24 protein-coding genes are annotated in these 24,639 nt (G+C 66.6%); 9 read left to right on the plus strand and 15 right to left on the minus strand.

Going from position 1 to position 24,639, the window contains the following annotated elements; all coding sequences use genetic code 11:
- The first annotated feature begins 223 nt into the window (after window positions 1-223).
- On the plus strand, window positions 224-742 hold the full coding sequence (locus ACOGXQ_RS05590) for a UGSC family (seleno)protein (RefSeq protein ID WP_419946444.1): 519 nt from the start codon (window positions 224-226) through the stop codon (window positions 740-742).
- Window positions 743-799: 57 nt separating this feature from the next.
- Here the strand turns inward: ACOGXQ_RS05590 and ACOGXQ_RS05595 are convergent, their stop codons facing one another.
- Together ACOGXQ_RS05595 and ACOGXQ_RS05600 are read right to left on the minus strand one after the other, a co-directional pair.
- Complete coding sequence (locus tag ACOGXQ_RS05595) at window positions 800-1,669, minus strand: A/G-specific adenine glycosylase (RefSeq protein ID WP_419946445.1); 870 nt, start codon at window positions 1,667-1,669, stop codon at window positions 800-802.
- A 4-nt stretch (window positions 1,670-1,673) separates the two neighbouring features.
- Entirely contained in the window at window positions 1,674-2,195 is a 522-nt protein-coding gene (locus ACOGXQ_RS05600) for a MaoC family dehydratase (RefSeq protein ID WP_419946446.1), read from the minus strand.
- Between the two features lie 217 nt (window positions 2,196-2,412).
- On the opposite strand from ACOGXQ_RS05600, the gene ACOGXQ_RS05605 reads away from it, so the two are divergent.
- From ACOGXQ_RS05605 to ACOGXQ_RS05620, 4 genes are all read left to right on the plus strand, one after another.
- Window positions 2,413-3,285, plus strand: a complete 873-nt coding sequence (locus ACOGXQ_RS05605; protein WP_419947325.1) for an IS5 family transposase — start codon at window positions 2,413-2,415, stop codon at window positions 3,283-3,285.
- Window positions 3,286-3,325: 40 nt separating this feature from the next.
- Window positions 3,326-4,924: an acyl-CoA dehydrogenase family protein gene (locus ACOGXQ_RS05610; protein WP_419946447.1), complete on the plus strand. Its 1,599-nt coding sequence runs from the start codon at window positions 3,326-3,328 to the stop codon at window positions 4,922-4,924.
- 232 nt (window positions 4,925-5,156) lie between these two features.
- Window positions 5,157-5,948 carry a hypothetical protein gene (locus ACOGXQ_RS05615; RefSeq protein ID WP_419946448.1) on the plus strand — a complete coding sequence of 264 codons (792 nt, stop codon included), beginning with the start codon at window positions 5,157-5,159 and terminating at the stop codon, window positions 5,946-5,948.
- Between the two features lie 218 nt (window positions 5,949-6,166).
- A complete protein-coding gene (locus ACOGXQ_RS05620; protein WP_419946449.1) occupies window positions 6,167-6,658 on the plus strand; it encodes a hypothetical protein in 492 nt (163 codons plus the stop codon).
- A gap of 43 nt (window positions 6,659-6,701) precedes the next feature.
- Here ACOGXQ_RS05620 and ACOGXQ_RS05625 read toward each other — a convergent pair whose 3' ends face one another.
- Together ACOGXQ_RS05625 and ACOGXQ_RS05630 are read right to left on the minus strand one after the other, a co-directional pair.
- Window positions 6,702-7,379: a GGDEF domain-containing protein gene (locus ACOGXQ_RS05625; RefSeq protein ID WP_419946450.1), complete on the minus strand. Its 678-nt coding sequence runs from the start codon at window positions 7,377-7,379 to the stop codon at window positions 6,702-6,704.
- A gap of 154 nt (window positions 7,380-7,533) precedes the next feature.
- Complete coding sequence (locus ACOGXQ_RS05630; RefSeq protein ID WP_419946451.1) at window positions 7,534-8,328, minus strand: SDR family NAD(P)-dependent oxidoreductase; 795 nt, start codon at window positions 8,326-8,328, stop codon at window positions 7,534-7,536.
- Window positions 8,329-8,511: 183 nt separating this feature from the next.
- Here ACOGXQ_RS05630 and ACOGXQ_RS05635 point away from each other — a divergent pair, with 183 nt between their 5' ends.
- Entirely contained in the window at window positions 8,512-9,408 is an 897-nt protein-coding gene (locus tag ACOGXQ_RS05635) for an LLM class flavin-dependent oxidoreductase (protein ID WP_419946452.1), read from the plus strand.
- On the opposite strand, the gene ACOGXQ_RS05640 is transcribed toward ACOGXQ_RS05635, so the two are convergent.
- From ACOGXQ_RS05640 to ACOGXQ_RS05665, 6 genes are all read right to left on the minus strand, one after another.
- On the minus strand, window positions 9,405-10,247 hold the full coding sequence (locus ACOGXQ_RS05640) for a DUF1932 domain-containing protein (RefSeq protein WP_419946453.1): 843 nt from the start codon (window positions 10,245-10,247) through the stop codon (window positions 9,405-9,407). The two genes, ACOGXQ_RS05635 and ACOGXQ_RS05640, sit on opposite strands and share 4 nt — an antisense overlap.
- Window positions 10,248-10,641: 394 nt before the next feature.
- The gene (locus ACOGXQ_RS05645) at window positions 10,642-11,340 is read right to left on the minus strand and encodes an ABC transporter ATP-binding protein (protein WP_419947344.1); all 699 of its coding nucleotides are present in this window, start codon (window positions 11,338-11,340) and stop codon (window positions 10,642-10,644) included.
- An 89-nt stretch (window positions 11,341-11,429) separates the two neighbouring features.
- Window positions 11,430-12,257: an ABC transporter ATP-binding protein gene (locus ACOGXQ_RS05650; protein ID WP_419946454.1), complete on the minus strand. Its 828-nt coding sequence runs from the start codon at window positions 12,255-12,257 to the stop codon at window positions 11,430-11,432.
- The gene (locus ACOGXQ_RS05655; protein WP_419946455.1) at window positions 12,254-14,131 is read right to left on the minus strand and encodes a branched-chain amino acid ABC transporter permease; all 1,878 of its coding nucleotides are present in this window, start codon (window positions 14,129-14,131) and stop codon (window positions 12,254-12,256) included. The genes ACOGXQ_RS05650 and ACOGXQ_RS05655 overlap by 4 nt, the downstream gene beginning before the upstream one ends.
- Window positions 14,128-15,261, minus strand: a complete 1,134-nt coding sequence (locus ACOGXQ_RS05660; RefSeq protein ID WP_419946456.1) for a branched-chain amino acid ABC transporter permease — start codon at window positions 15,259-15,261, stop codon at window positions 14,128-14,130. Before ACOGXQ_RS05660 ends, ACOGXQ_RS05655 begins: the two co-directional genes overlap by 4 nt.
- Before the next feature lie 70 nt (window positions 15,262-15,331).
- Window positions 15,332-16,780 (minus strand): branched-chain amino acid ABC transporter substrate-binding protein, encoded by a 1,449-nt coding sequence (locus tag ACOGXQ_RS05665; protein WP_419946457.1) that lies wholly within the window; start codon window positions 16,778-16,780, stop codon window positions 15,332-15,334.
- A gap of 325 nt (window positions 16,781-17,105) precedes the next feature.
- Here ACOGXQ_RS05665 and ACOGXQ_RS05670 point away from each other — a divergent pair, with 325 nt between their 5' ends.
- Entirely contained in the window at window positions 17,106-17,912 is an 807-nt protein-coding gene (locus ACOGXQ_RS05670; RefSeq protein WP_419946458.1) for an EamA family transporter, read from the plus strand.
- A 16-nt stretch (window positions 17,913-17,928) separates the two neighbouring features.
- Here ACOGXQ_RS05670 and ACOGXQ_RS05675 read toward each other — a convergent pair whose 3' ends face one another.
- Window positions 17,929-18,726: a rhomboid family intramembrane serine protease gene (locus ACOGXQ_RS05675; protein WP_419946459.1), complete on the minus strand. Its 798-nt coding sequence runs from the start codon at window positions 18,724-18,726 to the stop codon at window positions 17,929-17,931.
- A 26-nt stretch (window positions 18,727-18,752) separates the two neighbouring features.
- Between ACOGXQ_RS05675 and ACOGXQ_RS05680 the strand changes: the two genes are divergently transcribed.
- Window positions 18,753-19,478 (plus strand): DNA alkylation repair protein, encoded by a 726-nt coding sequence (locus tag ACOGXQ_RS05680; protein ID WP_419946460.1) that lies wholly within the window; start codon window positions 18,753-18,755, stop codon window positions 19,476-19,478.
- Here the strand turns inward: ACOGXQ_RS05680 and ACOGXQ_RS05685 are convergent.
- Both ACOGXQ_RS05685 and ACOGXQ_RS05690 read right to left on the minus strand, forming a co-directional pair.
- A complete protein-coding gene (locus ACOGXQ_RS05685; RefSeq protein ID WP_419946461.1) occupies window positions 19,475-21,175 on the minus strand; it encodes a SulP family inorganic anion transporter in 1,701 nt (566 codons plus the stop codon). The genes ACOGXQ_RS05680 and ACOGXQ_RS05685 overlap by 4 nt on opposite strands.
- Window positions 21,176-21,217: 42 nt before the next feature.
- On the minus strand, window positions 21,218-21,997 hold the full coding sequence (locus tag ACOGXQ_RS05690; RefSeq protein WP_419946462.1) for a hypothetical protein: 780 nt from the start codon (window positions 21,995-21,997) through the stop codon (window positions 21,218-21,220).
- Window positions 21,998-22,163: 166 nt separating this feature from the next.
- Here ACOGXQ_RS05690 and ACOGXQ_RS05695 point away from each other — a divergent pair, with 166 nt between their 5' ends.
- Window positions 22,164-23,012, plus strand: a complete 849-nt coding sequence (locus tag ACOGXQ_RS05695; protein WP_419946463.1) for an LLM class F420-dependent oxidoreductase — start codon at window positions 22,164-22,166, stop codon at window positions 23,010-23,012.
- A 229-nt stretch (window positions 23,013-23,241) separates the two neighbouring features.
- Here the strand turns inward: ACOGXQ_RS05695 and ACOGXQ_RS05700 are convergent, their stop codons facing one another.
- Window positions 23,242-23,613: a hypothetical protein gene (locus tag ACOGXQ_RS05700; protein WP_419946464.1), complete on the minus strand. Its 372-nt coding sequence runs from the start codon at window positions 23,611-23,613 to the stop codon at window positions 23,242-23,244.
- A gap of 71 nt (window positions 23,614-23,684) precedes the next feature.
- The gene (locus tag ACOGXQ_RS05705; protein ID WP_419947345.1) at window positions 23,685-24,329 is read right to left on the minus strand and encodes a histidine phosphatase family protein; all 645 of its coding nucleotides are present in this window, start codon (window positions 24,327-24,329) and stop codon (window positions 23,685-23,687) included.
- Between the last annotated feature and the right edge of the window lie 310 nt (window positions 24,330-24,639).

Here is a 24,639-nt window from a genome sequence, read left to right on the forward strand (position 1 = left end):
CAGGAGCCGAGCAACCCGCGATACGGAAATCATCGATGTCTCTCGATTCTTCTTGGTCTATTGCACACTCAAGTTTCCAGCGCCAGCCTTGGAACTAGTCATCTAGCGCAGGCGACAGTCTCCAGACGGCCATCTCCGGACTGTCGGCCCGAGGTGCGGCTACAGTCGGGCGGTACGTGCCCACCGGATCCAGTCCGCCGGAATCCGATACAAAGGAGCCCACATGAGCACTGTCGTCTTGGACCCAACGAACGAAGCGGCGCCAGCACATCGTGAACGGGTGGCCCGGCCGGAGTCGCTGGACGGCCTCACCGTAGGACTGCTGGACATCAGCAAGCCCCGCGGCGACCGCTTCCTGAACCGCTTGGAGGAACGGCTGATCGAGCGCGGCCTGCGCGTCGAGCGTTACTCCAAGCCCACGTTCACCAAGCCGGCGCCGGTCGACCTGCGCCACGAGATCGCCACCAAGTGCGACATGGTGATCGAAGCGCTAGCCGATTGAGGCAGTTGCACGTCGTGCAGTGTGCACGACATCGCTGATCTGGAACGCCGCGGCATCCCGTCCGTCTTCGTGGCCACCGTCCAGTTCGTCGACGGCGCCGAGGTACAGGGCAAGGCGCTGGGCTTCGACCCCGCTGCTGTGTGGGTGGAGCACCCCATCCAGGACCGCACCGACGACGAGATGGTCGCCATCGCCGACAAGGCCTTCGACGAGCTGATCGAACAGCTCGTGGCTGCTTGAGCCACGAGCCCGACAAGCGACAAGCGACAAGCGACAAGCACAGCGTGGCTGCTTGAGCTAGCCCAAACGGAGCCGGTCACCGGTTCCGGTGATCAGGCCCTCAGCGATCAACTCGGCGACGAGCCGTCGGGCGCGTGCTTCTTCGTGCCCGAGTCCCATCACTGCAGCAGCCCGTTCCGTCGGCAGCGAGTCCCCGGACAGCGCTGCCAACAAGCGACCCCGAGCCTGCCGGTCGCTGCCTTCGAACGGCGCCTGCCGGCTGCTGACCCCGGCACTGCGCTCAGCCGGATCTGGCTGGCCTGAAGGCTCCGAGCCCAAGACCTCGCCCGCCCACGCGCACCACGGCTGTGCAGGGCACTGGCCGCAGCTCGGATCTCGCTTGCTGCAGACCTGCGCACCGAGGTCCATCATCGCCTGGTTCCAAGCCCAGCTCTCCCCAGCAGGCACCAGATCATCGGCGATGCGCTGCGCCTCCGCCCGAGCCAGCCGGCGACCCGTCCAGCGGGCCAGGATGCGACCCACGTTGGTATCGAGCACAGCGGTGTCGATGCCGAACGCGAACACCTGCACTGCCCGAGCGGTGTAGTGGCCGACGCCCGGCAAGGCGAGCAGGTCATTCAAGTCCGCAGGCACCCTGCCGCCGTGGCGCTCGGTGATGATCGCCGCCGACCGCCACAGGTTGCGAGCTCGGCGGGGATAGCCCAAGCCCTGCCAAGCGGCGAGAACTCTTGACAGCTCGGCTTGCGCAAAATGCTCCGGCGTGGGCCAACGCTCTGCGAAGGCAGCGAAGTACGGCAGCACCCGGTCCACTTGGGTCTGCTGGAGCATGATCTCCGAGACCAGCACGAGCCACGGGTCGCGGGTGCGCCGCCACGGCAGATCCCGCCGCTCGGACGCCCACCAGTCCAAGAGTGCGCGTTGGCGCACCGGCTCAGCCTTCGCCGACGGCCGCCTCATCGCTGTAGGGGAAGCGTCGCTCGGGTGCGGCGTCTCGCTTCCAGATCATCACCTTGCGGCGGAAGTAGCAGACCTCTTCGGAGCGCTGGTTGAACGCCCGCGTCTCCACGGTCACCACGCCCCGGTCGGGCCGCGAGCCGGACTCACGCTTGTCGAGCACCTTGGTGACCGCATAGATGGTGTCGCCGTGGAAGGTCGGGCGCGAATGCGTCAGCGTCTCCACCTCGAGGTTGGCAATGGCGGCACCGCTGACGTCGGGCACGCTCATGCCCAGCACCAGCGAGTACACGAGGTTGCCCACCACCACGTTGCGGCCATGCACGGTCTCGTGCTGGGCGAACCACTCGTTGGTGTGCAGCGGGTGGTGGTTCATCGTGATCATGCAGAACAGGTGGTCATCGGCCTCAGTGATCGTCTTGCCCGGCCAGTGCCGGTACACGTCGCCGATCTCGAAATCCTCGAAGCAGCGCCCGAACGGGCGGTCATGGACGGTCACTTGGGCCTCCGTGCGGTGGTCAACAGCAGTGGTGCTGGTGCGCGGACCGAGTCATCGTACGATGCATGGCCCTCTCCGACTGGCCCGTCTCGAACCTGCACAGATTTACAGCGTTTGCACATCCTTGGCGCCACTTAGAGGCCGCGCGGATAGGCGGCCGTCCACGGGTCGTCTGGTTCGCCGGTGTATTGGTCGGGTTGTCCTGAACTTGACGACCGTGGAGGCCGGTTTCATCATGCGCGCTTTGAGCAAGGTGGTGGTGGATGTCATCTGGGCTGCGGTCGAGCCGCGGTTGGCTCGTCCCCGGTCGCATCCGCTGGGCTGTCACCGGCCTCGGATATCGGATCGGCTGTGCCTGCGGGGGATCATCATCAGGCTGGTGACGGGCTGCTCGTGGGAGTCCGTTGAGCACCTGTTGGACGGCGAGGTGTCTGACACGACGCTGCGGTCGCGCCGCGACGAATGGGTCGCCGCCGGGGTGTTCGATCACATCGCGGCCGAGGCGATCGCCGCGTGGGACCGCATCATGGGCCTGCGGCTCGCCGATCTGTGCGTCGACGGCTCGGTCCACAAGGCCCCTTGCGGCGGGGCGGGGACTGGCAAAAGCCCTGTTGACAGGCGGAAACTGGGCTGGAAGTGGTCGCTGGCGACCGACGCGGCGGGCACCCCGGTCGCGTGGGCCGCCGACGGCGCGAACCGCAACGACATCATGCTGTTCGAGCCCACCCTCGCCGAGATCGAACGCCGAGGCCTGCACCACGACATCGAAACCGTCCATCTCGACCGCGGCTACATCGGCGCCCGCGTCGACCGGGCCGTCCACAAAGCAGGCATCGCCGACATCGAGCGGCCCGCCAAGCGGCCCCCCACAACCACAGACCCCAAACCGGCCGCCGCCCCCATGGGGCTGCGCTGGACAGTGGAGCGCACCAACTCCTGGCTGTCCAACTACGGGCAGCTACGACGCAACACCGACCGCAAACCCCAGCACCGCCTCGCCCAACTCGCCCTCGCCATAACGCTCATCATCGTCATCAAACTCATCGACCACCGCAACCGCTGGCAGCCCACCGAACCACCTATCCGCTGACGCTCTTAGCCTGTGCGGCTGTGAAGACGACGGGGATGACATGACGGCGGACGCAAAGGCAACGGTGACCGAACCGGACATGTCCGCCGCGGCCGACGCGCTGGCCGTGGGCAACGCAGCGTTGAGCCGTGCGTGCAGCCATGCGGTCGGCATGGGCGACGACCACCAGTGCTTCCTCTACGACCTGGCACACACGGCCTCCGCGATGCGCATCTGCGATTCGCTGCTCGGATGGGGCGCTCTGGGCGGCGCGGAGGCTCGGCTTGCCTGCGGGTTCATCGCCGACGTGCTCGGTGAGTTTCACTCGCGGCTGTTCGCCCGCGAGGCCCAGTGGGGCCTCGAGCCCGGCGCCCTCGACGCCGCCCGGGACTTCGTGGCCGCCTACCGCGACCCGGCCTACCTCGCCACCCTGGCCGGCCTCGATGCTCCCAGCCACCTCGACGAGGACTTCGAGCTCGTGGCAGAGACCTTCCGCCGCTTCGGCGAGGACAAGATCGCTCCGGCAGCCGAGCACATCCACCGCGGCGACACCGACATCCCCGAAGACATCATCGGCGGGCTGGCCGAGCTGGGCTGCTTCGGCTTGTCGGTGCCCGAGGAATACGGCGGATTCGCCTCGGGCTCCGAGAGCGACTACCTGGGGATGGTCATCGCGACCGAGGAGCTGTCGCGTGCCTCGCTGGGCGCTGGTGGCTCGCTGATCACCCGGCCGGAGATCCTCACCCGGGCGCTGGAGCGCGGCGGCACAGAAGAGCAGAAGAAGCACTGGTTCCCCCGCATCGCCACCGGCGAGGTCATGGTTGCGGTCGCCGTCACCGAGCCCGACTACGGCAGCGACGTGGCCAACTTGGTCGTGTCGGCGAGCCCCACCGAGGGCGGCTGGTTGATCTCAGGCACCAAGACGTGGTGCACGTTCGCAGGCCGGGCCGACGTGCTGATGCTGCTGGCCCGCACCGACCCCGACCGTCGCAAGGCGCACCGGGGCCTCAGCCTGTTCATCGTCGCAAAGCCCCAGGCAGCGGGCCATTCGTTCCAGTTCACCGGCGAACGGGGCGGCACCATCGAGGGTCAGGCCATCGCCACGCTCGGCTACCGGGGCATGCACAGCTTCGAGATCGCCTTCGACGACTGGTTCGTGCCGGCGGCAAACCTCATCGGCGGCGACGACGGCATCGGTCAGGGCTTCTACCTGCAGATGGCCGGGTTCGAGAATGGGCGGCTGCAGACCGCCGCCCGCGCCGTGGGCGTGATGCAGGCGGCGTACGACGAGGCGCGCTCCTACGCGGAGGAGCGCAAGGTGTTCGGCCATCCGATCGCCGCGTATCAGCTCACGCAGGCGAAGCTGGGCCGCATGGCGGCGATCATCGCGGCCGCTCGCCAGTACAGCTACGAGGTGGCGCGCATGATGGCGCGGGGCGAAGGCGCGCTCAAGGCCTCCATGATCAAGGCGTATGTCTGCAAGGCCGCCGAGTGGGTGACCCGCGAGGCCCAGCAGATCCACGGCGGCTTCGGATTCGCCGAGGAGTACACGGTCAGCCGGCTGTTCGTGGACGCCCGGGTGCTGTCGATCTTCGAGGGCGCCGACGAGACGCTCTGCCTGAAGGTGATCGCGCGCCGGCTCCAGACCCAGAAGGCCTGACCCCGTCCTCTGCACAAAGCACTTCCGACCACGGCACTTCTGCACAGAATTGCTCCGCAATCGGTTCCCTGTGCAGAAATGCCGCCATCAACAGCATTTCTGCACGGAATTTGCGCGCCTTCGATTCCGTGCGCAGGAATGCCGTCGGCAGCAGTACTTCTGCACAAAAAATGATGCTGCGACCACAACTCTGGGCAAACAAGGCTTGAGCAACACGGGATAGCTTCGGCGGATGCACCCGATCGAGCACTTGCGCTACGTCGCTCGCGCCGGCGACCTGTCCCAGGACGTGTTGGTGCGCGAAACCGCCTCGGCGCTGGGTGCTCTGGCGTCGGATCCGCTCGAGCTGGTCACGGTGTGCCGGCGCATCCTCGACCGCTATCCGGTTGCCGGTGCACTGAGGTCGATGGCCGCTCGTGTGTGCGCCTCTGCGCAGCCGTACCGGGCAGCACAGGAGTTCGCATCGGAGATGCGCGCCGACGCCACCGCCGATCATGCCGCCGACGCGCTGCCCGCGGGCGCAAGGGTGTGCCTGCTGGGCTGGCCCGACATAGCGGCCGACGGCCTCGGACGGCGCGCCGACATCGCCGTACGCGTCATCGACGCCTACGGCGAGGGAGCGGGCCTGGCTCGCCGGCTCGCAGGCAACGGCTGCAAGGTGACCGACGTCCCGCTCGCCGGCCTGGCGGCAGCATGCACGAGCGCCGACGTGATCCTGGTGGAGGCCGCGGCTGCCGGTCCCGAAGCCGTGATCGCAGCGGGCGGCTCGCATGCCGCCGCTGCTGTCGGCTACGTGTCCGGCATCGAGGTCTGGTGCGTCGTCGGATGGGGACGCGCGCTGCCCCAGCAGTTCTTCGAGGCCGCAGCCGCTGCGGTTGACGACGAGCCATGGGAGTGCGATGAGGAAGTCGTCCCGATCGGACTGTTCAGCCACATCGTCGGGCCGGGCGGCATCGAGCCGGCGACTGGCTGGCAGCGTGCCGACTGCCCACTCGCCGCCGAGTTGCTGCGCCCCCCGATCTGAACCACGAGGTTCGGCACATCAGGGTCCGCAAGACGCCGCTCGACAGGTCAGCGGTCCCGTTGTCGCACCGGTTGTTTCAAGCTTTCGTCCGCTTCGCTCACTGGCTGCTCGGACCACGGTGTGGCCCTGTGCTTCCCGCGCTGGCTCGCTTCGCTCGCGGGCCAAGGCTCAGCCGCTAAGCCGTGGTCACGCCCGCGCGGAGCGCTAGTTTGCCTGCCGTGCTTGCTGTGCCAGCCACCGACATCAAGCTCGAAACCATCACCGGCCGCGGCCACACGCTGGCCGAATGGCTCGTTGTCTTCAACCTTCTCGTCGCGGTCATCGACCCGTACACACGCCAGAGCGGCTGGATCCTGCCTACGGCGTCGCGTGTGCTGTTCCACTACGAGGAAGCCGACATCCGCTGTGCGTTCGTGGTGTGCAGCGATGCCGAGGGCGCCCGCAGCTTTCTCGGACCGTTCGCTGACAAGCACCTCGTGCTGCTGGACCCCGACCGGGAGTTCGTCCATGCGCTGGACCTGGAACGGCTGCCCGCCCTCTTGCATCTCGCTCAGGATGCGAGCGTGCTCGGCTCAGCGCAAGGCTGGAATGCGGGCGAGTGGTACGACGTGATCACCGGCGTGGAAGAGGCCATGGACTGGCGGGCGCGCCCAGTTCTGCCGACAGCCGACGACCCAGGCAACTTCGAAGGCACTCCCGCCCTCGGCTGACGCAGACTCTCGTCGCGCGCTCAGTCGTCGGCGTCGTCGGCGTTCATGCCACGATCTCGCCTACAGGCTCGTCCTCAAGGAACCGTCTGTTTTTCAGGCGCAGGGGCGAAGGCGGGCCGTGGTCCGTCGGCATCTCCTGTCGAATCCTCTTGCCGTAGTACATCGCCCGGTCGGCGCGCTCAATCAGTTCTGCCGAGCCGGTCGTGGCGCCGTCCGAGGCGGCAGTCCCGATGCTGATGCTGGCGTAGACCGCCACGAGGCCGTGCTGGTCGGCGCCGACAAGTGCGTTGTCAATCAGGATCGCCGGTGACATGGCCTCGCGCAGCCTGAGAGCGATCCGGTCCATGTCTGAGCGCGCGCGCACGCCATCACAGATCACGAGGAATTCATCGCCGCCGAGGCGAGCGACGACGTCCGATGGTCGCAACGCATGGCGCAATCGTTCTGCGACATGCTTCAGTACGTCGTCGCCGACAGCGTGGCCGTGGGTGTCGTTGACGTCCTTGAGTCCGTCGACGTCACAGAACGCGACGCCTACCACGTAGTCGCCCTGACGGGGCCGACGCAGCAGTGCGTCGAGATGCCGCAAGGCGTCCTTGCGTCCCGTGGCACCGGTAAGCGAGTCGATCTTGCCGGTACGCCCGCTCTTGGCGCCCCAGCCCGCACCGAGTGCGAAGCACACGATTCCGGCGACTGCTATGGCCACGACGATCACGGTCATCGTCTTTCTCCTGGGTTCATCTGCGCCCGCTCATGGGGCGGCTGGTGGAACAGAACCCAGACCGTTGTACCGCGGCGATCAGCGTGCTGTAAAGCCCCGATTCGCGAGCCGCACACCGGCATTGCGGCCGGCACAGGCGAAACCCTGCTCAGGCTCAGCGTGCTGTCCAGCCCCCGTCCACCATCAGTGAGCTGCCTGTCACGTAACTGCTGGCATCGCTGGCCAGGAACAGCAGCGCACCGTCCAGCTCGTGCTCGCCGCCCGGTCGGCGCATCGGAGCGTTCCTGCTGATCCACGCCATCGAGCGGTCGTCTTCGAACATCGGCGCCGTCAGCTCGGTCTCAAAGTAGCCCGGACACAGCGCGTTGACCCGCACGCCCTTGGTGGCCCACTGCACGGCCAGATCGCGGGTGAGGTTCACCAAGCCGGCCTTTGACGCTGCATAGGCAGGCTGCAGGTTCGGAGCGGATGCCACATGGCCGTGCACCGATGCCACATTGATGATGCTGCCACGCGCATCACGGTCGATGATGTCAGCGGCCACGAGTCCTGCCAGCAGGAAGCACGCGTTCAGGTTGATGTCGACGACATGGCGGAAGCTGTCCACGTCGGCCTGCTCGGCTGGGTTGATCGCATCGCTGACACCGGCGTTGTTGACCAGCACGTCGACCTGCCCGTAGTGGTCCGCCACGCGGGCAATCAGATCGCGGCAGGCGGCGTCGTCGCCCACGTCGCACGGCACGGCCAGCGCTTCGGGCAGTTCGCCGGCCAATGCCTCCAGCCGTTCGGCCCGCCTGGCAGCGACTGCCACTTTCGCGCCGGCTGCCGCGAACACGCGGGCAAATCTCACGCCGAACCCGCTGGATGCACCGGTGATGAGGCAGACCTGGCCGTCCAGCCTGAACGGCGACGCCCAGTCGATCTGGGCGTTCGATCCTGTCTGGTTCATCGAGATCCCCCAGAAGCGCTGTGACGGTTGCCCGGTGCCCGAGGGTACGGCGCACGGCGACGCCATTCATGCAGAGGTTCCAGCGGCTCAGCAATGCCTGCCCGTCAGCGGCGCCCAGCATGCAGACCGTCGTCGGGAGCGCTACCCGGGTCGAGCTGGCCGCGGTGTCCTAGCGTGGACGCCATGAAGATCCGGATCGGCTTCGGGCTGGGCACGCGCAGCTTCACCAACGACCATGCCACGTTTGACCCGTTCGTGGACGCGCTGGAGGAGGGAGGCTTCGACTCGCTGTGGTTGAGCGAACGGCTCGGCGGCGAATGCCCCGACCCGATCGTGGGCCTCGCATATGCAGCAGGCCGCACCGAGCGCATGAAGTTCGGCATGTCGGTGCTGGTGCTGCCCGGCCGCAACCTGACCGTGCTAGCCAAGGAGCTGGCCAGCCTCGACCGCCTGTCAGACGGCCGGCTGCTGCCCGCGTTCGGGCTGGGAGTCGCCGATGTGCACGAGCAAGCAGCGTTCGGCGTCGAGCGCCGCCAGCGGGCCAAGATGTTCAACGAGGCCCTGCCGCTGCTCAAGCGCTTCTGGGAGGACGAGCCAGTCACCCACCACGGCGATTGGTACCACTACGACGAGGTGTCGCTGCTGCCGAAGCCGGCACAGAAGCCCATGGACATCTGGCTCGGCGGTGCCGCCGAAGTCGAACTGCGCCGCTGCGGACGCTTCGGCGACGGGTGGCTGCCGTCGTTCTGCACACCCGACATCGCCGCGGCCGGCTGGAAGATCGTGAACGAAGCCGCCGACGAGCACGAACGCTGGATCGACCCCGAGCACTTCGGCGTGCTCATCCCCTACACGCACGGCGAGATCAGCCCCGGCTACAAGGCCATCCTCGAACGGCGGGCGCCCGATGCCGACCCGGGCGACATCATCCCGACCGGTTGGGACGGCCTGCGCGACCAGATCCAGCGCTTCATCGAGGTGGGCGCATCGAAGTTCGTGCCCGTGCTGGTGGGTGACCCCGACGATTGGTTCGCGGAACTCGAAGGCGTCGCCGACGCCGTCCTGCCGCTGCAGAACTAGACCGGCTCAGCGCCCAACAGCGCCTCGAGCAGCCCCTCGACCGAAGCGCTGCGAACGTTCTTGAACTCTTCAAGACGCGCGTACACCTCGCTCGCGGCACGGTGGAACCCATCCGGCAGTCCGACCGCCGCGAACGTGTCGGCGATCTCGTCCATCTCGCCCACCCAGCGCCAAGCTTTGGGTGCCGATTGGATCGCGGTGTACGTCAATCGTTGCGACAGGCCCGGCTGGGACATCGCCCACTCGGCGGTCAGATCATCAGAAACGCCTTCGGCCGCGGCCAGCGCCGCGACCGAGATCAGCAAGGCGCTGGTGCCCTTGGACCACGCGGCGTAGGCCATCTTCAGCGCCGAGGCAGCCCCTATGGCACCGTCGGGCAGCACACGGGCCTCCAGCAGTGATCCGGCGAATCGGGTTGCGACGCGGCCCGCATCGGGTCCTGCCAAGTACAGCCGGGTCGTGCCCGGCTCTCTTGCCGGGGGGCCGATCAGGCTGCCGTCGACGAAGTTCTCGAAGCGGGTCGCAATACGCCGGGAGGCTGCGGGCGAGATCGCGTTGGCGTCCACGTAACAGCCATCAAAGCCGGTGTCGGCCACCGCGCTCGCGAGTGCCTCTGCCCCGTGGGGCGGGCAGACAGAGATCACGAAGTCCGCCGCGTCGACCAGCTCAGCCAAGCTGCCGACATCAGTGAGACCAGCATCCGACGCCCGCTCGGCGGTCTCTGCTGAGCGGTCCTCACTGGCCCACAGCACGATGCCCGAGCACGCTGCCGCCACGGTCACGCCCATGGCACCTGGATGCAGCACTCCGGTCACAGATCGTGCTGGCGAGTCAATCATCGGCCCAGAATGCGCAGCCCGAGCGCCAGCAGAAGGGCGAGAGGCGTCAATCACCCCACCCTCGCATGAGTGACGGCTGCCGAGGACAGCATTTCTGCACAAGATTCGGCCACCAGAGCAAACCTACGCAGGAATACCGCCAAACACGGCATTTCTGCACACAGACCAATCCTCGCCGCATATCTGCGCAAGAATGCCGCCGCGGAGAACGATCCGGCGCAACACTTGCAATCAGCGTCACGCATGCGAGGAGTTGTCGGCGGGCACGCTCCCGAATGAGTCGCCGTCGTCCTTGCCGCCGCCTAGGAGACTGCTGATTTATTCGGATCCGGGCAAGTCTGCAACGCTCTGACCTGCGGCTTTGTGTCCGTGAATCGGCGATTTCGGCAATTGCTCAGCAGTCTCCTAGGTAGGAGGCGCGCAGGGCCGGATTGGCCAGCAAGGCCTCGGCGGTGTCGTCGAGCACGACACGACCTGTCTGCAGCACCCAGCCCCGGTCGGCGATGCCGAGCGCCATGCTGGCATTCTGCTCGACCATGAACACCGTCATGCCGGCCTCGTGAATCTGGCTGATCAGCTCGAAGTTCTGCTGCACGAGGGCGGGCGCCAGCCCCATCGACGGCTCGTCCATCAGCAGTACCCGCGGCTGCGACATGAGAGCCCGCCCGATGGCCACCATCTGCTGCTCGCCGCCCGAGAGCGTGCCCGCCTTCTGACCGAGCCGCTCCTTGACACGAGGAAACAGCTCGTAGACACGCTCCATGTCGGCTGCGATCGCTTCGCTGTCCTTGCGGAGATAGGCGCCGAGTTGCAGATTCTCCCGTACGGTCAGCCGCTTGAACAGGCGCCGGTTCTCGGGGACCATCGTGACGCCCTTGGCCACCCGGTAGCTGGTCGGCCGTTCGTTGACGACCTCGCCGTCGAGCACCACCTCCCCCGAAGTGGGCTTCAGCATGCCGAGCAGCGTCTTCAGCGTGGTCGACTTGCCGCTGGCGTTGCCGCCAAGCAGGCACACCAGTTCTCCTTCGCGGATCGACAGGTCGACGTCGCGCAGTGCATGCACGGCGCCGTAGTGCACGTTGACCTTGCACATCTCCAGTAGCAGTGTGCGCTCACTGGGACTTGCGTCGAGGTTGGGGCCGAAGCCTGCACCTGGCTCGGCTTCTTTGCTCAGCAGCTCGCTCATGCCGCGGCCCCGTGGCCCAAGTACGCCTCGATCACCTGTGGGTCCGCCGAGACATCGGCGTAGTCGCCCTCTGCGATCTTCACACCATGGTCGAGCACCACCACCCGGTCCGAGACCTCGCGGACCACTTCCATGTCGTGCTCGATGACCACGATGGCAAAGCCCCACTCGTCGCGCAGCCGTCCGATCAGCCCGGTCAGCTCTGCCGACTCGGTGGGGTTCATGCCCGCCACCGGCTCGTCGAGCAGGATCAGCTTGGGCTGGGTCGCCATGGCCCGCGCGATCTCCAGGCGGCGCCGGTTGGCGTACGACAAGGTGAACGCGGGCTGGTCGAAGCGGTAGCCCGTCAGCCGGCTGCCGAAGAACGACAGCACCTGCTTGCCGCGCTCGCGAATCTCCTCCTCTTCGCGGCGAAAGGCCTTCGTCCACAGCAGCGCCCCCACGACGCTCTGGCGAGTCCGGCAGTGCTGAGAGACCATCACGTTCTCCAGCACGGTCATGTTGGCGAATAGCCGGACGTTTTGGAAGGTACGGGCGATGCCGCGTGCGGTCACAAGGTTGGGATCGAGGCCGACGAGCGATTCGCCCTCGAACAGGATCTCGCCCTCGCTGGCTGCAACGGTGGCCGTGATCGCATTGAACAGGGTGGTCTTGCCGGCGCCGTTCGGCCCGATCACCGAGACGATCTCGCCCGGGTAGACCGCCAGGTCCAATCCGTCAAGCGCATGCAGTCCGCCGAAGTCCACGCTGAGGCCGCGGGTCTCAAGGATCGCCCGCTGCGCCGATTCGGTCGTGGCATGCAGAGGAGCGTCGGACGGTGTCATGACGACTCGCCCGAAGGCTGGCGAGCACTCTCGCCGCCGTTGTCATCGTGCTCATCCTGCGTCTCGCCCCGCAGCCAGGCGTCCTGGGCCAGCTCTTGTTGGTGCAGCTCACGGGTACGGCGCACGCTCGGGATGAGTCCCTCGGGCCGCGCGAGCATCATCCACACCAGCAGGGCTCCGTAGATGAGCAGCTTGAACTCGGAGAATTCGGCCAGCAGGCCTGGCTGCTTGGGTCCGCCCAGCACGCCGATCAGCACTGCCGAGCCGGCGATGACGCCGACGATGTTGCCCATCCCGCCGAAGATGACCACCACCAAGATGACGATCGACACCAAGATCAAGAAGCTCGAGGGGAACACCGAACCCACCTTCGCCGCGAAGATCGCCCCGCTGAATGACCCCAGCACCGCGCCCACGACGAACGCCAGCAGCTTGACATTGACCGTGTTGATGCCCATGGCTTCGGCCACCGTCTCGTCCTCGCGCACCGCCATCCAGGCACGCCCGATGCGCGAGCGCTCGAGCCGCCATGACACATAGATCGCGATCGCGCAGAAGGCGAGCACCAGATAGAAGACGCTGCGCGGGTCGGTGCCGGCCACGGTAGCCAAGCCGAAGATCTCCGCCCCCGGGATGTTGGTGATGCCCTGAGAGCCGCCGAACCATCCCGACAGCCAATCCGACAGGAACAGCAGTCGGATGATCTCGCCGAAGCCGAGCGTGACGATCGCCAGGTAGTCGCCGCGCATGCGGATGACAGGGGCGCCGATGAAGAGCCCGACCAGCCCGGTCAGGACCACCACACCGATGAGAGCCACGAACCACGGCAGCTCCGGGTTGATCCGCGGCGAGGTGGCAGCGGTGAGCACTGCTGCGCTGTAGCTGCCGACGGCGAAGAACGCCACGTAGCCCAAGTCGAGGATGCCGGCGAGCCCGACCACCACGTTGAGGCCAAGTGCCAGCAGCACGAACAGCCCGACGTTGGCCAGCAACTCGTTGGTCAGCTTGCCGACGAACATCGGCAGGACCACCAGCACCGCGCCGGTCACCAGGATGAACCCGAGGTGCATCCGGTTGCGGGCAGGACCTTCCAGCGCGTCGATGCGGACCCGGGCACGCCGAACGCGGCCTCGACCGAGCGCAGCCAGCACAGCCGAACTCAGCGCCAGCACGATCGCGCCGCTGACCCTCAGGCCGCCCCGGGGAGCGTAGAACCAGTCCACCAGTCCCTCGACCCTCATGCCCTCGGCGAGGTCGGTGGTCAGCGATTCCAGAATGGCAGCACCGAACAACGTGAGCACCACGGTCCACACGACCCGCTGGGCAAGCGACGACACCATGCGCAGCAGCCCGCCGAGCGCTCCAATCGCTGCGCCCAAGGCGAGCCAGATTCCCACTGCGAACGCCGTGCCGCGGTTGAAGGCCAGCAGGTCCGCCAGAATCGGGCTCCAGTTGACCAACGGCTCGCGCAAGTCGAAATTGGCGATAAGGACCGCAAGCAGCGACAGTCCGCCGCCGACGATCCCTCCGCAGGCGGCGCCGCCGACCACTTCATGCGCGCCGGGGCGGTGATACGGCACGCCCTCGCGCCGTACTTGGCGCCCCACCCGGCTGCCCACTGCAAACGGCAGCACAGCCAGCGACAGGTACCCCAAGCTGAGAGCGCCCTCGATGATCGGCCGTCCATCGAGCTTGACCGGCATGTTGGACAGCGAAATGAATATCTGACCGACCGCGCCCACCGCCCCCATGCGTGCGATGCGGCGCCAGTCCTGAGCGAACGGCGGACGCGGCGGTGCGTCGGCAGCCTCGCCCCCCGGCTCTGCCATCTCGGCGGGCTGCGGCCCAGCTTCGGATGGCACAGCCAGGCTCATGTGCGGTCTTCCGCGGGCAGGCGCTCGCCGAACAGGCCGGAAGGCTTCATGAGCAGCACGATGATGAGCATCGAGAACGCCACGGCGTCGCGCAGTTGGCTGGGTCCGCTCACCCCCAGCGGCTCCAGGATCAGCAACGGTCCGACCGATTCGGCCACACCGATCGACAGACCGCCCGCCATCGCACCGCCCAAGTGGCCGATGCCGCCGACCACCGCAGCGCTGAACGCCTTGATGCCCGGCAGGAAGCCGGTGGTGTGGACGACGCTGCGGAACAGAATCCCCCACAGGATCCCGGCCATGCCCGCCATCGCACCGCCCACTGCGAACACCTTCACGATGGTGCGGTTCACGTCGATGCCCATGAGCGCCGCTGTCTCGGCGTCCTCGGCCACGGCGCGCATCGCCTTGCCGGTCTTGGTGCGGTCGACGTAGTACCACAGAGCCGCCATCGACAGCGCCGCGACGACGATCACCAAGATCCTGGCACCCTCGATCTGCAGGAAGGTGTGCTTGGCCTTCACCCAGTCCGGCACGTCGGGGTAAGACTTGCTGGCGGGACCCAGCAGCACCACCGACGCATTCTGCAGGAAGAACGACACGCCGATCGAGGTGATGAGCGGAATCAGCCGGGGCGCTCCGCGCAGCGGGCGGTATGCGACCCGCTCCATGACCACCGCCGTCAACGACGACACGATGATCGACACGACCACGATGAACACCAGCGAGCCGACGAAGTTCGACTCCCACAGGCCGGTGTCGGCCAGCTTGTTGGAGGTGATCATGCCGGTCATAGCGCCCACCATGAACACCTCGCCGTGGGCGAAGTTGATGAATCCGAGCACGCCGTAGACCATCGAGTAGCCCAGCGCGATCAGCCCGTACATCGAGCCCTGGGCGATGCCCGACACGACGAGTCCCCGGAACTGCGCGCCGGTCAGGCCGGTGGCATCGGGGTTCGCCCAGCGCGCGAATGGGTTGTCAGGATTGATCTCCTGAGCAATGAACGCCGCAAAGCCGACCGTCAGGACGATGAGCACCGCGACCCGTATGGCGGTGAGAAACCAGTCGATGCCGGTCCTAGACCTTCGACGCCAGCGATGCCTCGGGTCTATTGCGGCACGGTTCACCTGGTCGCGCTCCCGCGGCTAGCGGGGGCACACTATGTGCACAATGTGCACATGAGTCGGGCTGAGGATCTCAGCGGGCATACGCGTAGACCACATTCTGCATGCTCGCTTCGGCGTTCTCCTCGCCGCCGAGGTTCTCAACAACGGTGATCCGAGATGCGCCGCAGTCACCGAATTCATCGCAGTTGATCGTGCCGATCAGGCCGCTGTAATTCTCGACGCTATTGAGATAATCGCGAATGCCTTGGCGGTCGACGTTGAGATTTCCATCGGCGTCCACGTAGGACGCAGCTGCGATCGCGTCCAGCAGCAACGTCGTAGCGTCGTAGGCATGTGCCCAGAATGGTGCCGCAGGCACCTCGCCATACATCTGTTCATACGCCGTCAAGAACTCATCCGCAGTCCTTCCGGTGCTCTGATTCACATTCTCGCCGAAGCGCGTATCGGGACCCGACAGATACATGCCTGCAGTCTGCGGCAATGCGAGATAGTCGAGATTGAGGAGGCCGTCAGCACCCATCAGGACGGTGCTCTCCAAACCCGGAACACCCGGGGCTTGATCCGCCACAAAATCGCCCGCTGGTTGGAAGATCGGGAAGAACAACAACTCGGGCGCACTCGCCGCGATTTCGGTCAGCACTGGCACCATGTCGGTGTCTTCCTTGTTCAAGGCTGACGCAACGGTCACGGTGCCACCGTCACGCTCGAAGAAGTCCTGGAACGCCTGTGCCAGTCCCTGCGTGTAAGGGTCGCCATCGTGGATGGTTGCCGCCTTGGTGAGTTCGAGTTCTTCGAGAACGAAAGTGGAAACCGCCTCTCCTTGGGCTCGGTCGTTGTGGGCGGTGCGGTAGTAGCCGATGTTGTGGTTCTCGCCGACATTGCCGTTGAGATCGGAGGTGAGCGCAGGCGAAGTGTTGCTGGCTGAAATCATCACGATGCCAGCGCCGGTGATAAGTGGGGCCGCAGCTACGGCTGCGCCCGAGCAAGAGGTGCCGACCACGCCGAGCACGTCTTCGTCGGCAACGATGCTCTGGGCTGCGGCCTGTCCACCGTCGCTCGAGCACAGGTCGTCCAGCCCCACGCCGACCTCCACCTCGAAACCGTGAATCGGACCGAAGTCCTCAACAGCGAGCATGGTGGCGCGCTGATTGGGCAAGCCCAGAAAGGCCACATCGCCGGTGATCGCTTCAAGCGATCGAATCTGGACCGCCTCACCCGGCCCCACTTGGACTGCACCGAGCGAGCCATCACCGAGATGATCCGTCATCATCTCGTCTTCGGACTCTTCCATCGCCTCATCAGGAGCTTCGGTGACCGCTGGCGCGGCCGTCGTGTCTGTCACGGTCGCATCGCCGTCATCACCGCACGCCGCTGCCACCAGCGAGAGCGCGAACAGCGCCACCGAGAGCTTCAGTAGTTTTTGTTTGATGTGCATGTCCCTCTCCATTGAGCTTGTCCGACGAATCTGCGCAATCGGCCTCATGCAGTTGCCGCTCGCGGCCTCAGCCTCCTGCGTCATGCATGTGCGCCGACATGGTTCGCCAAGCTGAGTGTGCCTGCCTCAGACCCTAGATGACGCCTGTGCTTCCCGTTGACCTCCCGAACGGCGAATTCTCGTCGACTCTGCGTGCGCGTCCCGTCTCTTCTCACGGAGAACAGACCTCGTTGCCAGCAGCTGCAGCAAATCGGATGCAACGTCGGAGCGCACACCTGCTAGTCAATGCAAGATGCTGGAAGTCGCAACGCGTGACCCGAACTGAGGGACCGTTCGGCTGAGCGCCGGAGTCCCGGATCGGGCGTGGGCGAGCCGCATCTCGCCCGAGGCGCTGTTCGCTGTCGGTGCCGTGTCGCAGTATCTGGGCGCTGCCACGGCGTTCGAGTTGTTCGACGAGATGGGGCCGGGCACCGTCGCTCTGCTGAGGGTCGCGGGCGCCGGCGCCGTGCTGATCCTGTTGAGGCGCTCGTGGCGGCGGCACTGGTCACGTATCGAACTGGCGTGGACGGCAGCGTTCGGCATCGCACTCGCGGCGATGAACTTGTTCTTCTACCTCGCCATCGAGCGCTTGCCGCTCGGCAACTCGGTCGCCATCGAGTTCATCGGACCCATCGCGGTGGCGGCCTTCGGCACCCGCACCGTGAGATCGAGCTGGGCGCTGGCGCTCGCCGTCGCAGGGGTCGTGGCCCTGGCCGGGTTCGCTCCGCCGGAGGCACAGATCGGTGCGCTGTTCTCATTGATCGCAGGGACGCTGTGGGCGGGCTACATCATCCTGGGGCACCGGGTGGCCCGCTCCCCGATGGCGGTGGACGGACTCGGCGTCGGCATGCTCATCGGCGCTGTCGTCATCAGCCCCGCGGGCATCAGCGGTCTCGATGCCGGTGCCGCAGCACCGCTGCTGCTCGCAGGCGGCGTCGCGGCGGGGGTGCTGTCGAATGTCATCCCCTACGGCATCGACCAGCTCGTGATGCAGCGACTGGCACGGGCACGCTTCGCCCTGCTGCAGGCGCTGCTTCCGGTCACGGCGACGCTGACCGGGCTGGTGTGGCTGTCCCAGGTGCCGGAGGGGCGTGAGGTGGCGGGCATCGCGTTGGTCATCGCTGCCATCGTCATCAATAGGGAGTCGGATCCGACGCCGGGTGACGTCGTTCCCTGACCGGTGCTGACGCTCTCTACAAGAGCGGATCGCGCCAAGTGGACGCTGCCGCCAGCGCTCCTGCGAACGACGCTGCGCTGATCACTGCCAACAGGCTCCACACCACGAAAGGCGACCGCCGCACCCGGGAGTCGACGGGCTCGTTCGACAGCCGCTCGGCCAGTGTCGGCGGGTGTCGCCGCCGGCTCGTGTCGCCGATCGCGAAGCCGGCGAGCACGCCAGCCACGAGTCCGCCGATGTGGCCGCCGATGGAGATCCCCGGAACGAGAAACGAGATGATGACATTGATGATGATCAGGCTTCCCAAGCCGTCCCGCCAAGGGTTGCCGCCGCGCAGGTATTCCACGACGTAGGCCGCACCCATCAGTCCGTAGACCGCTCCTGATGCCCCGACAACCGCAACCTCCGGACGGTGCAGCAGCGCACCTGCCGAACCGCCCAGCAGGGAAACGACATAGGTGCCCGTCAGCACGGCCGGTCCGACCGTCTGCTCCAGCCGGCGCCCAAGCAGGTACAGGACCAGCATGTTGAACAGCAAGTGACGCAGATCGGCATGCAAGAACGTGCCGGTCACGATGCGCCACCAATCGGTCTGCACGAATGCACCCGTGAGGAGTCGTCGCGCCTCGTAGAACTCGGCGATGAAGGGTCCGAAGGTGGCGTAGTCCTGAAAGGCAGAATCGCGCAGCGACCACCCTGCGAACCGCAAGATCCGCGCGAGCTCGTGCGTCCCGAAGAACACCACCACCGAGACCCCGCCCAGCACGAGCGTCGCAATCGGTTGGCCGCCGCGTCGGAGTCCGAGACTGCGCACGAGTCTGAACCCTAGGATCTGGCGCCATGTCGACGCTGCAGGATGTGATGGCGCAGCTGGAGCTCGCCGGCACAGCGCAGAACCGCAAGGTGTACGCCCGCCATGGCGCGGCTGTGCCCATGTTCGGCGTCAGCTACAAGGATCTCGGTCGCATCGCCAAGCCGCTGAAGACCGATCACTCGCTCGCGGCGGAGCTGTGGGACAGCGGCAACCACGACGCACGCGTGCTGGCGCTGCGCCTCGCCGATGCTTCGGCCGTGTCCAAGACGCGAGCCCGCCGCTGGCTGCGCGACGTCGACAACTACATCCTGGCCGAGGGGCTGGGCGGGCTGCTGGCGCAGTCGCCGAAGGCTCGGGAGCTCAGCGACGAGTGGCGTGATTCGCCTTCGGAGTGGCCGGCGTCGGTGGGATGGTTCATCGTGGCCTGCACCGCCGAGCAGGCCGACCTCTGGTCCACCGGCGATCTGCGTGCCCTGGTGACTGAGATCGAAGCTGAGATCGGCGAACGGCCCAACCGGGTTCGTCACGAGATGAACGGCGCGCTCATCGCAATCGGTCTGCGCGACGAGGGTGTGCGCCGGATGGTGCTCGAAACTGCCGGTCGGCTCGGCCCGACCCAAGTCGACCATGGGGAGACCGGCTGCAAGACGCCGGACATCGCTCCCTACATCGACCGCACGCTCGCGCACCGGGCCAAGGTGGCGGCCCGTCGAGCTGCCAAGGCGGACGCGAAGAAGAAAGCCGGCGCCTAAGCCTCGTCAGGGTCGCCGTCGAGCAGGCGGCGGGCCACGACACGGGCGCCGTCGAGATCTGCGACGAAGTGGTCTTCGGGGACGCTGCGCAGCACGTTCAGCTCCTTGATGCCCACTGCCTGAGACTCTTCGAGTCCCATCACGATGCACTTCGCTCCCGAGTCCAAGGCCACATCGACCAGTTGACCGACCATGAAAGCGGCGCTGTCGTCCATATGGCGGGTGTCGGTGAAGTCGAAGATCACCACCTCGTGCTCCTCCACATCGTGGTTGATGGTGTTGAACAGCTTGATCGACGATGCGGCGGTGTAGGTGCCTCGCAATGACAGCAGGCCGGTGCGGGCAGCGAACGGATCGGGGCCGTCGAGGTCGAAGCTGGGCGGGCCGTCATCGCCGTCGCCGGACTCGGGGACGTTCAAGAACGTCATGTCGAGCAAGGGTGTGGACACCACATTGTCCAGCTCGAGCCGCTCGAATTGCCGGGCGCCCGTCATTGCTGCAGCAATCAGGCCAGCGCCGACGGCGATGACCAGATCCGACACGATCGACAGGGTCAGGGTGAGTGCCATCACGCCGTACTGATCGAGCTGAGTCCGGCGCACTCGAGTGATGTACTGCCAATCGACGATGTCGAACCCGATCTTGATGAGGATGCCGGCGAGCACCGCATGAGGGATGACTTCGGCAAAGCGCCCCAAGCCGAGGACCAGCGCACCGAGCACCAGCGCGCAGAGCACGCCTGAGACCTGCGTGCGGCCGCCCGCCTTGACGTTGGCGACGGTTGCCGACGTCGCCCCCGCACCGGGCACAGCACCGATGAACGCAGCGAAGACGTTGGCGGCCCCTACCCCGATCAGTTCGCGGTTGGGGCGATGCTGATCGCGTGTCATCGAATCGGCGACCATGGCGGTCAGCAGGCTGTTGACCGAGCCGAGCAGCGCGAGCGTGACGGCGGGCGCCAAGGCCCCGCCGACATCCCCCCAGCCGAACGAGGGCAGCTGCGGTTTGGGCAGTCCCGAGGGCACATCGCCGACGTCGCCGACGACCGCGACATTGCTGATCCACAGCACGCTGACCAACGTGCCCACTCCCAGCGCTGCAACCGACGACGGCAATGCCCGGCGCAGGCTCCGTGGCCAGAACAGACACACGCCGATGGTGAGAACGCCGAGCGCCAGGGCGTCGAGCCCGACATCCCCGATGGCATCGGGCAGCGCTCGAATGGAGGCTGACACCCCGCCGAGTGCGACCTCGTGCCCGAGCAACGGGATCAGCTGGACCACGATGATGATCAACCCGACGGCGGAAGTGAATCCTGACACCACCGGATACGGCGTATAGGCCACGAAGCTGCCGAGACGCAGCAGGCCCAGCAGAACTTGCACCAGCCCCGCGAGCACCACAATCGCCAAGGCCTTGGAGGTGTCACCGCCGGCGTAGTCGATCACGATCACCGACATCGCCACCGACAACGGTGCCGTCGGCCCTGAGATCTGCGTCCTCGTACCGCCGAACATTGCGGCGATCAAACCGACCGCCACGGCACCATAGAGACCGGCGATCGCGCCGAGGCCTGAAGCCACGCCGAATGCCAGTGAGAGCGGCAGCATGACCACCGCCGCCGTCAGCCCGCCGAAGATGTCGCCGCGCAGCTGCTCCCCGCTGTAGTCCAACGTCGGCGAGCGGCGCCCCGGCATCTCAGTTCCGAGTCAGGACAATCGACCGGCCATCGGATCCGGCTACTGTCCGAGGAAGGTGTTCAGCGCCTCCAGCACGATGGCCTTGTCAGGATCCACGAAGACATGGGTCGCGCCCGAGCTGTACATCGAGTCGCCGACGCGTACGAGAACGCCATAGCGGTTGACGGGCAACCCTTGGAAGGTGGCCGTGTAGTCAGTGCCGAACGACTCGTCGCCGAGACCGGGATTCTCGCCGTAACTGAACGAACCGATCGCACCGGTCGATGGCTCGGGGAACTCACCGCAGGCGACCACCTCGGTGCGGTAGCTGTTGAAGGCCTCCGAAGCCGCTTCGGCCGATTCGAACCGGGTGATGGAGACATCGAGGAAGGGTCCCGTCAGCGGATCTCTGGCCCACACAGATTCGGAATATGCCACCGGGCCGATACCGCCGTAGGCCGGTGTCCCGGGACAGGTCTCGGACCGCGGGATGTTCGAGACGGTCTGCAGCGTGTCGAAGCCTTCGGGTGTCTGGCCCTCCAGCAAGGCGCCCTCCACGGCGCCGGGCAGCGCGGCACTCGCAGGCGCCTCGGTCGTGATGGGCGGCGGCGCCGTCGTGGTGGGCGGCGCCTCGGTCGTGGTGAGCGGCATGGCTGCGGTGGAGCGCGGCGGCGCATCAGTGGTCGCTGGCGGCGACGCCGTCGTAGGCGGCGGGGCATCTGTTGTGGCAACGGCGGTAGGCACAGCCGCTTCGGTCGCAGGAGGCGGATCATCTTCAGCGCCGCCGCACGCGGTCCCACAGAGCACGATTGCGAGCGACAGAACCCGGATCTTTCGCATTCCCGCAGCGTAGGCCGTCAAGCTCGCTCAGCAGTGCTGAACAGGAGCTGCCTCATCGACTTCCGAGAGATTTCTGCATCCCCGAACTAGGGTCGTGCCGACGCCGGTGGCGAGCGGTGCGCCTCGACATCGCGACGCGTCGGCGAGAGATCGACAGGAGGGCGCTGTGAAGTTCGGCATGACACTGGCGAATACTGGACCGCAGGTGGACGGTGCGACTGCCGTTGCGTATGCACAAGAAGCCGAGGCAGCAGGCTTCGAGTCGCTGTGGACTGTCGAGCATGTGGTGGTGCCGGAGGGATACCAGACGCCCTATCCGTATGCCGAAGACGGCAAGATGCCTGGCAAGCGGGATGACATCGACATTCCCGACCCGCTGATGTGGATGGCATTCGTGGCATCGGTGACCTCCGAGATCAAGCTGGGCACCGGCATCCTGATCGTCCCCCAGCGCAACTTCGCCGTCACAGCGAAGGCCGTGGCCACGCTCGACCGCCTCGCGGGCGGTCGAGTGCTGCTGGGCATCGGCGCCGGATGGATGGAAGAGGAGTTCGACGCGCTGGGCGTGTCGTTCGCCGATCGCGGCGACATCACCGATGAGCACCTCGAGGCCTACCAGTCGCTGTGGCGCGACGACGTCTGCACCTACAAGGGCAAGCACGTCGCCTTCGACCGGGTCTATTGCCGGCCGCAGCCTGTCGGCCCGGTGCCGATCATCGTGGGCGGCGACAGCAAGCGCGCCGCTCGGCGTGCGGGCGAGCACGGCGACGGCTTCTTTCCCGTATCGGGCGATCTCGAAGAGATGTCGATGCTCTACCAGCACGCCAAGCGTTGTGCCGAGGCCGCCGGCCGGGATCCCGAGAACATCGAGTTCACCACCATGGGGCCGGCGACGCACGAGTGGATCGAGCAGGTCGCCGCCATCGGCGTCAGCCGGCTGGTGGTGTACCCGATGGCCCGTTCCAAGTTCGATGACTTCAGCCGGGACGTGATCACGGCCTACGCCGACGCCTGAGACTCGTGCTCGGGGCACTGTTCAACTACATCGCCGCATCGCTACATCGCCGCATCGCTACATCGCCGCATCGCCGTCGCCGTTGCCGTTCCATGCGGCTGCGGCTGCGGTCGGGGCGGCTTCGGGCGGCGGGCTTCGTCGAAACGGGGCGCAGCGAGAGGTGGGGCGAGCTTGACGCCTCCAGCGGATTCGTGGTCTGTGACGGCAGGACGGTCGTTGCCGTGGAACATCAGGGCGGAGCGAAGACCAGCCCACTCACCTCGACCGGGTCGCCCCCGACACCAGTCGAGAGATACGTGATGCGCCATCCGTCCAGATCGCCGGCGTCGACCGGTCCGTCCGAGACCAAGTCGCCTGCGGCCGGTTCGGCCCGAGGCGCCTCGGTCATTGTCGATGCCGGCGCATGCGTGGTGGCCGGCGCCTTGATGGCGGCAACGGCAGATGCTGTCGTGGCAGGTGCGGCCGCCTGCGCAGTCGTCGTGGTGACGGCATCGGCGACGGTGGTGACCGGGGCGAATCCGATTCGGTGTCGCTGCAGGCAGCGGCAACGAACGCGAGCGCCGCAATCGGCACGAAGAGGCGGTTCATCTTCGAACCCCATGGCTTCTGCTGGCAACCCCGGACGCGCAGGGATCCGGTGAATCTGGCGGTTTCGGGACAGTTGGTCGATTCTCAGGCGTGATGCAGGTGGTCGTCGAGGTGCGAGCAGTCGTTGAACCGGCGCAGCACCCAGTCGCCGTCGCAGCGCACCACCTGGGTCACCGAGCAGTTGTCCGAGCCTCCGAACGAGAAGGGCGTCGATCCGGTGATGTGTGCCAGCACTGCGCCGATCACCCCCCCATGCACGCATGCCGCCACGATCTGGTCGGGATGGGCGTCGGCGATGCGGTCCAGCGCGCCCATGCAGCGCCCGACGAGCTGCTCGTTCGACTCGGCGCCAGGAATGACGTCCCAGCGTCGCTCGGTGTGCAGCCGCTCATAGAGCGGGTGGTTGTCTGCGGCGTGCTGGCGGATGAGGCCGCCATCCCATTCGCCCAAGGCGACTTCGCGCAGGTCCGGCTCAACGGTGGGGGTCATGCCCAATCGCTCGGCCAGCGGCGCAAACGTCTGCTGGGTCCGCTGCAGCGACGACACGAACAGCGCGTCGATCGGCTCGTGGGCCAACCGGTGAGCCATGGCCGCAGCCTGAGCATGGCCCTTGGGGGCCAGCGCAGGGTCGCCCTGGCCGTCCAGCATCGGAAACGGCGCGCCCGGAATGAACGCCTGGGAGGCGCCATGGCGTACCAGCAGCACCTCGGTGGCACCAGGCGGGCGCATCCAGCGCTGCTGCTCGAACTGGCGTACCTCGGTGTCGGAGGCCACCACAGCTGTCGCATCAGGAATTGGGTCGTCGCAGTTCTCTTCGCCGGACGCCGATGCTTCTGCTGCAGTCACGGCGGCAAGCTAACGCCTGGGCCGCCGGGTCGGGCAGCAGCCCGCACGCGCTCGCAATACGACGATTGCGCTTTCCAAGACTGATCTCTCACTGATTCGTCCTGGGTTTGCGCAAGCTCGGGAGGTTGTGGAGCCTTCGCAAGGGAATCCGGGCAACGGGCACTCGTCGGACAGGATTGTCATCTCTCCGCGC

The organism is Candidatus Poriferisodalis sp. (assembly GCF_965208485.1).
GTDB lineage: Bacteria > Actinomycetota > Acidimicrobiia > Acidimicrobiales > Poriferisodalaceae > Poriferisodalis.

Bases quoted from the DNA above. Each gene is read 5' to 3' on its own strand.
- ACOGXQ_RS05655 (WP_419946455.1), bottom strand. From the start codon at position 14,131: ATGAGCCTGGCTGTGCCATCCGAAGCTGGGCCGCAGCCCGCCGAGATG.
- ACOGXQ_RS05615 (WP_419946448.1), top strand. From the start codon at position 5,157: ATGCACCCGATCGAGCACTTGCGCTACGTCGCTCGCGCCGGCGACCTG.
- ACOGXQ_RS05665 (WP_419946457.1), bottom strand. From the start codon at position 16,780: ATGACGCAGGAGGCTGAGGCCGCGAGCGGCAACTGCATGAGGCCGATT.
- ACOGXQ_RS05640 (WP_419946453.1), bottom strand. From the start codon at position 10,247: ATGATTGACTCGCCAGCACGATCTGTGACCGGAGTGCTGCATCCAGGT.
- ACOGXQ_RS05700 (WP_419946464.1), bottom strand. From the start codon at position 23,613: ATGGGGTTCGAAGATGAACCGCCTCTTCGTGCCGATTGCGGCGCTCGC.
- ACOGXQ_RS05705 (WP_419947345.1), bottom strand. From the start codon at position 24,329: ATGCGCCCGCCTGGTGCCACCGAGGTGCTGCTGGTACGCCATGGCGCC.
- ACOGXQ_RS05685 (WP_419946461.1), bottom strand. From the start codon at position 21,175: ATGCCGGGGCGCCGCTCGCCGACGTTGGACTACAGCGGGGAGCAGCTG.
- ACOGXQ_RS05630 (WP_419946451.1), bottom strand. From the start codon at position 8,328: ATGAACCAGACAGGATCGAACGCCCAGATCGACTGGGCGTCGCCGTTC.
- ACOGXQ_RS05625 (WP_419946450.1), bottom strand. From the start codon at position 7,379: ATGACCGTGATCGTCGTGGCCATAGCAGTCGCCGGAATCGTGTGCTTC.
- ACOGXQ_RS05690 (WP_419946462.1), bottom strand. From the start codon at position 21,997: ATGCGAAAGATCCGGGTTCTGTCGCTCGCAATCGTGCTCTGTGGGACC.
- ACOGXQ_RS05680 (WP_419946460.1), top strand. From the start codon at position 18,753: ATGTCGACGCTGCAGGATGTGATGGCGCAGCTGGAGCTCGCCGGCACA.
- ACOGXQ_RS05650 (WP_419946454.1), bottom strand. From the start codon at position 12,257: ATGACACCGTCCGACGCTCCTCTGCATGCCACGACCGAATCGGCGCAG.
- ACOGXQ_RS05610 (WP_419946447.1), top strand. From the start codon at position 3,326: ATGACGGCGGACGCAAAGGCAACGGTGACCGAACCGGACATGTCCGCC.
- ACOGXQ_RS05635 (WP_419946452.1), top strand. From the start codon at position 8,512: ATGAAGATCCGGATCGGCTTCGGGCTGGGCACGCGCAGCTTCACCAAC.
- ACOGXQ_RS05645 (WP_419947344.1), bottom strand. From the start codon at position 11,340: ATGTGCAAGGTCAACGTGCACTACGGCGCCGTGCATGCACTGCGCGAC.